Source organism: Rothia sp. HMSC036D11 (genome assembly GCF_001814205.1).
Lineage (GTDB): Bacteria > Actinomycetota > Actinomycetes > Actinomycetales > Micrococcaceae > Rothia > Rothia dentocariosa.
In genome coordinates this window covers 835-10,307 of record NZ_KV815300.1, presented here as the reverse complement: position 1 = coordinate 10,307, position 9,473 = coordinate 835, and the positions used below count along the sequence as shown (strand labels likewise).

6 protein-coding genes are annotated in these 9,473 nt (G+C 46.6%); all 6 read left to right on the top strand.

Translation table 11 applies throughout. The annotated features are described in order from the left end of the window. Positions 1–588 precede the first annotated feature (588 nt). From cas7u to cas2, 6 genes are read left to right on the top strand one after another with little or no spacing between them, the layout of a single operon-like run. The gene (cas7u, locus tag HMPREF2958_RS05135) at positions 589–1,824 is read left to right on the top strand and encodes a type I-G CRISPR-associated RAMP protein Csb1/Cas7g (RefSeq protein WP_070697110.1); all 1,236 of its coding nucleotides are present in this window, start codon (positions 589–591) and stop codon (positions 1,822–1,824) included. Further along, the gene (gene csb2, locus HMPREF2958_RS05130; RefSeq protein WP_070697109.1) at positions 1,824–3,395 is read left to right on the top strand and encodes a type I-G CRISPR-associated protein Csb2; all 1,572 of its coding nucleotides are present in this window, start codon (positions 1,824–1,826) and stop codon (positions 3,393–3,395) included. The genes cas7u and csb2 overlap by 1 nt, the downstream gene beginning before the upstream one ends. Then, complete coding sequence (gene cas3u, locus HMPREF2958_RS05125) at positions 3,385–6,156, top strand: type I-G CRISPR-associated helicase/endonuclease Cas3g (RefSeq protein ID WP_070697107.1); 2,772 nt, start codon at positions 3,385–3,387, stop codon at positions 6,154–6,156. The genes csb2 and cas3u overlap by 11 nt, the downstream gene beginning before the upstream one ends. Next, a complete protein-coding gene (locus tag HMPREF2958_RS05120) occupies positions 6,156–7,205 on the top strand; it encodes a hypothetical protein (RefSeq protein WP_070697105.1) in 1,050 nt (349 codons plus the stop codon). The genes cas3u and HMPREF2958_RS05120 overlap by 1 nt, the downstream gene beginning before the upstream one ends. Further along, positions 7,202–8,806 carry a CRISPR-associated endonuclease Cas4/Cas1 gene (locus tag HMPREF2958_RS05115; protein WP_070697103.1) on the top strand — a complete coding sequence of 535 codons (1,605 nt, stop codon included), beginning with the start codon at positions 7,202–7,204 and terminating at the stop codon, positions 8,804–8,806. Before HMPREF2958_RS05120 ends, HMPREF2958_RS05115 begins: the two co-directional genes overlap by 4 nt. Further along, entirely contained in the window at positions 8,803–9,105 is a 303-nt protein-coding gene (gene cas2, locus HMPREF2958_RS05110; RefSeq protein ID WP_070697101.1) for a CRISPR-associated endonuclease Cas2, read from the top strand. The genes HMPREF2958_RS05115 and cas2 overlap by 4 nt, the downstream gene beginning before the upstream one ends. Positions 9,106–9,473: the final 368 nt, after the last annotated feature.

The following is a 9,473-nucleotide window of genomic DNA, read 5'->3' as shown; positions in this document are numbered from 1 at the left end:
TGAAAATGGGTGACTTTCATTGAGGGGAAGCTATTTCCGACTCCAACAACATCACCGGTAACTTGTCTCACCCATGAAAATGGGTGACTTTCATTGAGGGGAAGCTATGAACGCCGTGTACACCAAGACCGGCCGTCTCACCCATGAAAATGGGTGACTTTCATTGAGGGCATGCAGTGCGTTCACGTTTCGCGCACCACGTCACGTCGTCTCACCCATGAGAATGGGTGACTTTCATTGAGGGACGTTGAGCATGCGGGTCTTCACGTCATGGCGGGCCCGTGCCTCACCTGTGAGAACAGGTGACTTTCATTGTTGATACCTAAGATGGTTCCGAGGTGCTCAGAACCCAGGCTTAACACGAGAAATATGTAGGAAGAGAGATATGACGAAACATAAAGCATAGCTTCATAAATACTGATACTATAAAAAGTACACAGAGCTGTTGGTTTACATTTGAAACTCACCTCAAAACCCACTTCTCTCAAAAGCGTTTCGTGCGCTGCGTATAAAGCCTTTCAGACTTTATCGTAAACACAAGCAATATAAGTAGAACAATAGCGTTCTACATTAGGTTAGGAGAATTCCGTGTCAATTTCGGATAAAGCTAATATCAGCTTCGAAGATTTGAAGGAAGCATGTGCCGCTGGTGGTGCCTCAACCTTGGTTTCGGTAACAGAGCTTAAACCTGCTGCCGGAGAACACGCATCAGTTGCTCCAGCTAAATTTGTTGAGGGTTCCAAGTCAGTCTTCGCTTTTGAAACCCGATATATTGATGGTGAAGCTGCCCGGGTAGTGCTCATTGATAGCAAACAATCTCAGCTGAACCGTGCAGAGGCTGCTATTATGCAAGATATTCGTGCTGACCATTCTGTAATGCGAAAACTTCCTCGTATTGAAGTAGTATACGAAAATGATGGAAATCCCATCACCTATACTGATCTTGAACTTCCACATCGTTTTGCTGATGGTCACATTCGAGCAGGGGAAATTGATGGAAACCCTGCCACGGCACATGAAAAATATCGCGCTGTGCGAAACTCAACACCGGCTGACCTAAGTGCCCTTCTAAACACTGCCCCTGCTGCTGCGATATTCGGTGGTTGGGACTCACTGCGTAAAAACAATCAGCTCCGTCTTCGTAGCGCACTTGTGGGTGAAATTATTGGGGTGCTGGCAGATCAAAATCTCAGCGGAGAAGAACAGCTATCACGCCGTGGTGGTGCCCGTGTTGATCCTCTTGAAATGAGTGTTAGGCTGAGCGCTGTTGACATGGAACAGCTGGTAAAAAGCCAGGAAGGAGAGCTCAGCGATAAATTTGTTTCAAAGCGGCGTGAAGATATTAAGAAAGCAAAAAAAGATACTGCATTTTCTGGATCCGTATTAGGCCTTGGTGGTATTCCTCCACAGCTTGAAGCATTGGGTGGTGTGGCGTGTCAAAAGATTATTCGTTCGTGGGTGCTGAGCTTTGCAACGCTACGTCAATTACGGTTTGGGGAAAATGAAGAAGCTAATATTGCGGCTCGTGCCCTTCTCGCTGCTTTTGGACTGAGCGCTATTGCTCGTGCTGAGAGGGAACTGTACCTGCGTGCAAATTGTGACCTAGTTGAGGCAGATGAACCTCAAGTTACTCTTGATGAGCGGTACGGTAAGATGCGTCCGTTGAACCACATTACTGTTGAGGTAGCAGATGATTTACTGGCCCAGGCTATCGACTATGCTCAATCGAATAATGTGGCTCATTGGAATGGGCAGGTTCTCACTGTTACCGGAAACCCTGTTATTTTGCGAGGTGCAGTCGCTGAATCTGAGGATGCAGAGTAATGACGCGGATCCTCAAAATTACTGCGAGGTTCCCATTAGGCGTATACCTTGGGCATAAACGTGATGGTAGCGCTGACACCCTTCCTGACCCTGCCCGTTTGCACGCTGCGTTGTTGAACTCGGCGGCTCAGGGGACTCATGCAGTGCAAGGAGAAAACGGGTTAGAACCTAGTGAAACATCGCTTAAAGCTCTCATGTGGCTTGAACAAAATCAGCCAGATGGAATTGAAATCCCAGAATATATGCCGGTATATAAGGATGCTCGGCGTTTTATGCACCGCGAAGTTGCCCAGGCGAAGAAGAAACGCCAAACTGAGAAACGTACTATATCAGAGGGCATAGCTGTGTCCGGAAAAATCGGCTGGGTGTGGAACCAGGTACCCGATAATATCGCCGATACTGTGGAGCAATTATGCGATGATGTGCCATACTTAGGCGAATCCACAAGCGTTGCAATTCTTGCCCCAGGTGACGTGAATCCAAACTTGAATCTTGATCTTCAAGGGAGCCCTTTAGAATCAGGCGGGACGATGTTACGTGTCCCGGCAGTAGGACGAACTAATGCTCTCCTCAAGATGTACCGCAATAATAACCCACGTAAATTTCCTGCCGTTGCAAGCGATAAGCCAAAGGAGGAAGAAAAACCTGAAAATCTTCCTGTAACGCACGAGTGCTTGACTCAAGTGAAGTATTCGACTCCTGAGCCAAAATACCCCAAGGTTCCTTGGAACCGAGTTATCCTCCTTGAAGTAGAAGGCGAAGAACTATCTCCAGAAGAACATGTTGCTCTTTGCGTCGCTCTCCATCGTGCAGTTATTGCCGGTATAGGATATGGAGCCTCTAGCTTCTTCACCGGAAAGTATCCTAGGGGAGCAGAAATACCTGCTAATAGGCTTGCTTTCCAATATATTCCTGCAGACTATATTCAGCATTTAGGTATTAAAAATTCTGCGATAGCTATTATGGTTCCTGAAAGTGCTTCGCCGGAAGATCTAATACAGCTTGGTCGCAGTTTAAATGCTGTTCCGCATTTATGGGGTCGTACCTTTGGCAAACGTAAGGTATATTTTGGCGGGCAAGTGATCAACGCACATGAATTCTGGCCCGCTACACGATCCGGTCATAGGCGTCTCTGGAAGCCTCTCACCGCAATTGTGCCAGAAACCCGTCCCGTCAAAAAGAAAGATGGCGACGCCCGTTGGACTCTGGCAGATTCTGGTTTGTTGTCGATAGCATATGTTTGGCGGGATAAATTTAGCACAGCTGCTAAAGGTGAGAAGCGCTACCTCGAACTCCGTAACCAGGTGAAGGAGCAAAGCGGTGCACAAGTCTATCAGGCCCGAACCATCCATACACACCCATCTGCTTACGTGCATAAGGTACCGCGAAATGTTATGCCGCAGCCATGGCACGGTATTTTATCCTTGGGAAACCTGGCGAGTGACCAAACCATTATTGCGCTTGGACAATCAAGGCATCTTGGTGCAGGGCTTTTAGTTCCCTATGACGTGCCGGAAGAAGAATTTATCTATTTACAACAAGCATATAAGGAACGCAGAAATGACCAGTAATTTAGGGATTCAGCGCAGCGATTTTTCTGAATTCTTTGCGGCCCTTAATGGAGGCTATGCACCCTTCACCTGGCAACAAGAGCTTGTAGACCATATTGTTAAAACCGGCTCATGGCCTGATAGAATTGTGGCTCCCACAGGCGCAGGTAAATCATCTGTTGTCGATGTACATCTTTTCGTGAATGCTTTATATGCCTGCGGAACCGGTCCTCGCGTTCCTCGACGTTTAAACGTGGTGGTGGGTCGTCGTGCTTTGGTAGATAGCCAAGCTGATCGGGCACGAGAGATTTTAGACCGCATGAAGAAGGTGATGGAAGATAAAGAAAATGTGAATTCTCAGGATGATATTATTCGTCGAGTATCTGAAGCGTTATTATCATTCCAGGTTTATATTGATGCTAAAAACCCTTTTGAAATTGGGCATATTCGTGGTGAGCTGAGTAACCGTTCGCTTCCCGTTAATGAGATATCGGCATGCGCTATTATCGCGGCTACTCCGGATATGTGGGGTTCTCGTTTGTTATTCCGTGGGTACGGCAGTAGTAAGGGCGCACGTCCACGAGAAACCGCTGTTGTATCTATGGATTCAGTTATGGTTCTCGATGAGGCTCATCTGAACCAGCAGCTTCTAGTAACGGCACGTCGAATTACGCAGCTACAAAAATACGGGGCTGATGTAGGAGTACCCACACTTCAAGTTGTTGAAACAACCGCAACGCCGTCTGAACTTGAAGAAAACCAAAACCAAATCGGCGTTGACGTTTCACAACTGGATTCTCCTCATGATGCTGAACTCCTACGACGTATAAACTCAGTCAAACGGTTGACTCGTATACCTCTTGATAAATGGAATGGTAAAGCTGAAAATGTCGCTGTCATTAATAGTGCTGTTGGTGAGGTACTAAGTCTTTGTAAAGAGCCGGAGCCTAATAATGCAGAACAAAGCAAAACTGTAGGTTGCATTGTTAATCATGTTGGGACTGCAGTTAAGGTTGCGGATAAGCTGAAGAAAGAAAACCTCAACGTCAAACTTCTTGTGGGGCGTATGCGACCGTTTGATATGAAGAAGCTATGGGGTGACCATCCTGATCTGTTTACGTGTAAAGGCGACTCTACCGTTGACGTTGTAGTGGCCACACAGACTCTTGAAGTCGGTATTGACCTAGATTTCTCCTCGCTTGTCACGGAACTTGCTCCCGCTTCCTCCTTGGCGCAGCGTTTTGGGCGCGTTAACCGATTAGGTAAGCGTCATGAATGTCAGATTATTGTATTGGAACCTGAAAATCCTGACAAGATTAAAGATCCAGTTGCGCTACCTTATAAAGCTGAAGATCTGCGCAATGCTTATGGCTGGCTGAATGATCTATCAGCGTTTGAAGATGTAAACCCTGGAGCTATGCTGACTTGTACTCCACCAGCAACGGCGCCTCAGAGACTGCTATACCAGCGCCCGGAACTAGTAGATATTCTTGAGTTTGCTCGTAGTTCTGAAACACCATATGCTGAACCCGATTTCGACCTGTGGCTGCACGATTCCTTAGAAGAGCAAATCGAGCTGGGTGGTGTAGTTGTCCGTGAACAACTACCATTAAATGATTCCGAAGCGCTGGAGCTTCTTAAAGCTTTTCCACCGATGAATGAGGAAGTCTTTCCTGCCAATATCAAGATTCTTTCGGATATATATAAGGAACTTGTCGTAGGGAATGAAGAACGGATACAACAAGAGAGAGAAAACCCAGATATTTGGCGGAGAGCTTTCGTGTACAGAGCAGGTGAACTCGAAATTTGTTCTCCTGATATGCGCCTTCGACCGGGCGATGTGCTTGTGATAGACAAGGGTCTTGTATTTACTACTCAGGATGTAGCCGTGGAGTTAGGGAAAGCTCAAGATCTTGAAGCGCCATCTGCTGTTGTTCCAGAGGGAATTAAGTTCTTTATTTTTGATAATGACATAGAGCATGATGAACATGGATTCTTCAAAAAATTCTGCGGGTTAACTCCAGACGAAGCTACAGAACTTTGGCAGTCTGAAACAGGACAAACGGGAGAAGTTGTACTGTCTAGCTCTATTCGCACTGACCCTCATACTGGTGACATAGTCGCATGGTACGCCGTGGTGCAATCAGATACTACAGATGACGACTCTGATGTTCGGCAGGAATGGACTCCCTCACAAGGAGCTGTCTATCTGGAAGACCATCAGCATGATGTTGCTGAACGAACAAAAAGGATCGTCGAATCTGCGGGACTTCAGGAAGAGTTTGCCAAGGACATTATCTTCGCGGCAGAGCACCATGACGATGGTAAAGCAGATTCCAGGTTCCAATTTATGCTGGGCGGGGCACATTCTGATAAGCCACTTGCAAAAAGTGAGGTTCGAACCCGCCAAGAGATCTGGGTATCTCGCCAACGCAGCGGAATGCCTGCTGGATGGCGGCATGAACAGATGTCTGTTGCTCTGGTAGCGGCTGGCAGAGCTTCGGGGGAGCTGGAATGTTCAGATCTTGCGTTGAGGATTATTGGGTGCAGCCACGGACATGGTAGAAACTCGTTCCAGCACACTGACCAAACGCTCTTGGGGGAGAATACGAATCATCCCCAGCAAGAAATGCTCTACCAGCAGGCGCATGAGCTTTTTCTAACTGGGCGTTGGGACGAAATCATGGAAAACACAGATAGGGAATATGGACCCTACGCTACCGCTTATCTAGAGGCGCTAGAACGTGCTGCGGATGCTCAAATTTCACGGGAAGGACACTGATGTCTACGATTACACTCGCGGGTGACTATAGGTCAGCACTTACTCATTTTGCTCAATACGGTTTAGCTTCGTTGGCAGAGCAATATCATCCTCAGGGTGTGACTCTTGGTTGGAGCCGCGAAGCGGTGCCTAAAGCACAGATAATAGTTAAAGGCGCAGACGCACATACGATTGCTGGTTATCTTCACGAATTGGCAAAACAGCTGAGCGAACCGGAAAGCTGGGTTCAGATAAACAATACGTATGGAGCTAAGAATGTATCTCCATTTTCTCCACGTGTCAGTAAAATTTCATCTTCGTTAGATTGGAATAGGCATCAGAAAATCCGGCACGATATGATTGATAAACTCACCCAAGAAAAAGATTATCTTTCTCTTTATTGGATTTCCTCATTAGGAGAAGCTTCTTATTGGTTTTCTGAAAAAAATAAGAAAATACAAGAAAACTATCAGCACCTAGGTGCCTCTCGTTGGGAGATGGCGGATCGTGGAGGCGGCAGGGAATTTGTACGATATCGTCTTCGTCGTATGTGCGAAGAAGTATTCAAATGGTCCACTGAAAAAATCACTAATGGAATTGTTGGAACTGAGATTAATGATCCTATGGGAGGTAAGAAACTATTAACAGCAACTGGATTTACAACTCCACAAAAAACCGATGTCAGTCTGGTTCTCTCAGCCATGATTGGGATGTCCTGGCTTCCAGTTATACATATGGTGAATCACCTAAGTATCACTCCTGGTGCGTGGCCTTCTAGTTATGTCGTTCCAAAGAATCTTGTGCTTCCCTTGAGCGCCGAAAATACAAAACCAGCTAGACTGCGGACTGTTCTTCGCAGTCACGCATTCGCAGATATTGTAAATTACGTATGTCATGAGGAATCTGAAACAGGCGTATCTGGTACTAAGGAAATCCTTAAAACATATGGATCTAGCGAGCAGCTTAAAGCTTGTGGTATGAAAGCAGTTGTAATGTTCCCAGTTGAAACTGTGAAAACTGCATCAAACGCTTATAGGTTTATTCAAGAAGGAGATCCTGTACTATTATGATCTCCACAGACGAGAGCTACTTACCAATTTCCCTGGTAGCTCAAACAGTGTACTGTCCTCGGCGGGCTTGGCTAGAGGCAAATGGTGAGACAACAGATACATCTCAGATGCAGTATGGGTATTCGGCACATAAAAATGTGGATGACCCCAAAACATCACGAAGCAGACAACGTCGTTCTGTTCTTATTCGTTCGGATTCTTTAGGACTGAGCGGTAAATGCGACGCTATAGAGTCTGAGGAAGATGGAACGCTTCGGGTAGTTGAATATAAATCAACTCCTGTGCGAAAGAATCCTCAAATCACTGAAGCAAATCGCGTTCAGCTTGCCCTCCAAGGGATTTGTTTGGAAGAGTCAGGGGAAAGCGTTAGCGAATTTTCGGTACATTTTACCCATCACAACAAAACTATTGCTGTTGAGCTCTCTGAAGATGACTTTGCCCTAGCACGAGATTATGTAGAACAGACGCATAAGATCGTTGAATCTGAACATGCACCAAAGCCATTAGAGGATTCTCCAAAGTGTAGCTTGTGTTCGCATGTCAGTGTTTGTTTGCCGGATGAACATTTTGGACGTGTGACGACTCAGAAAATTGTGCCTTCAAAACCAGATAGTCAGGTTGCTCACCTAACTGTTCAAGGTTCACGTGCCACAATAAAACAGGGCAGGCTGATTGTTCAGTTAAAAGGTGAACAGCTTGGCGATATCCCCCTAGAGAGAATCCACAGTGTAGTAGTTCATGGAAATATCGATATTTCATCTGCGCTATTACGGGAACTCATGTGGCGTAACTATACAGTCATATGGTGTTCAAGCACTGGACGAGTTTATGGATGGTCGCAGGCTGGTAGTGGACCAAATGGTCTAGCTCGTGTGCAGCAGCATGTTTTATCCGAACGTGGAAGTTTGCCTATATCGTGCGAGATGATCTCAAGTAAAATTGCGAACCAAGCAACACTATTACGTCGTAATGGAGAAGCCACCGAGACGGTAAAAAATCTTCGTAAGCTGCAACAGGAAGCACTAAAACCTTCTTCCTTGCCAGAACTCTTTGGCATCGAAGGCGAGGCCGCTAGTTTATACTTTGCAAATTTCAACACCATGCTCAATGGAGATGTCTTAGAAACACTCGGTTGGGAATGGCAGGGGAGAGTCGGGCGCGGAGCTAATGACCCGATTAATATCCTGCTAAACTACGCGTACGGTTTGCTAACTTCTGAATGTATCCGCGCAATATTGACTTGTGGGTTAGACCCGCACGCAGGTTTTCTACACAGTAGTAACCGGAACAAACCAGCATTAGCGCTTGACCTTATGGAAGAATTCCGAGCTATTATTGCTGACTCTGTCGTTGTATCGCTTATCAACCGTAAGCAGGTAGATTCTGCCAGCTTTTCCACTGTCGGTGGCAGCCTACGATTGTCTCCTGTTGGACGGAAAACGATTATCAAAGCGTTTGAACATAGAATCAACACCGAGTTCAGGCACCCAATATTCGGTTACTCTGTTTCATGGCGTCGCACTATTGAAATTCAGGCGCGGATGATTCTGGGCGTTCTTAATGGTAGCCATTCTGCATACACAGGAGTAAAAGTACGATGAGGCGTGACGACACGCGACGTACTCTTATCGCCTACGACATTCCGGATGACAAACGCCGCGGACGAATTGCGAAGCTGCTCTTATCCTATGGTGACCGGATACAGTACAGCGTGTTTATCGTTGATGTAATTCCCTCTAAGCTTCTTCGTCTGAAGGATGAAATTAGGCAGCAGGTAGAGGCTAGCGAAGATTCAGTACTTTTTTGTGATCTTGGTAGACTATCGGAACTTGGTGAAAAACGCTTCAGCTATGTGGGGCAACCGCGTGGTACCACAGATAATGACGTGCTCATCATCTAGCATATTCGCCGTGATGCGAGTACCTAGCACTCACCGAAAATCCCGGGTTTCGCTCGCGGTAGTGTAGTCTCAGGTCAGAGCAATTTTTGTGGTCATATTTGTGGGTATTGTAGACTAAAAATCAGTGGTCTACCCCTCGCGCTCGCGTAGTCTCTTGAGAAACCGGTATAGCACTGGGGACTTTTGAGGGGCTGTCTCACCTGTGAGAACAGGTGACTTTCATTGAGGGAGTCTCAGCGAGACCCGCTCCGATTGGCAGCAGAGTCTCACCTGTGAGAACAGGTGACTTTCATTGAGGGCCGTGGTTACCTCCAAGCCTCGCGCCGGGTGGGTAGCGTCTCACCTGTGAGAACAGGTGACTTTCATTG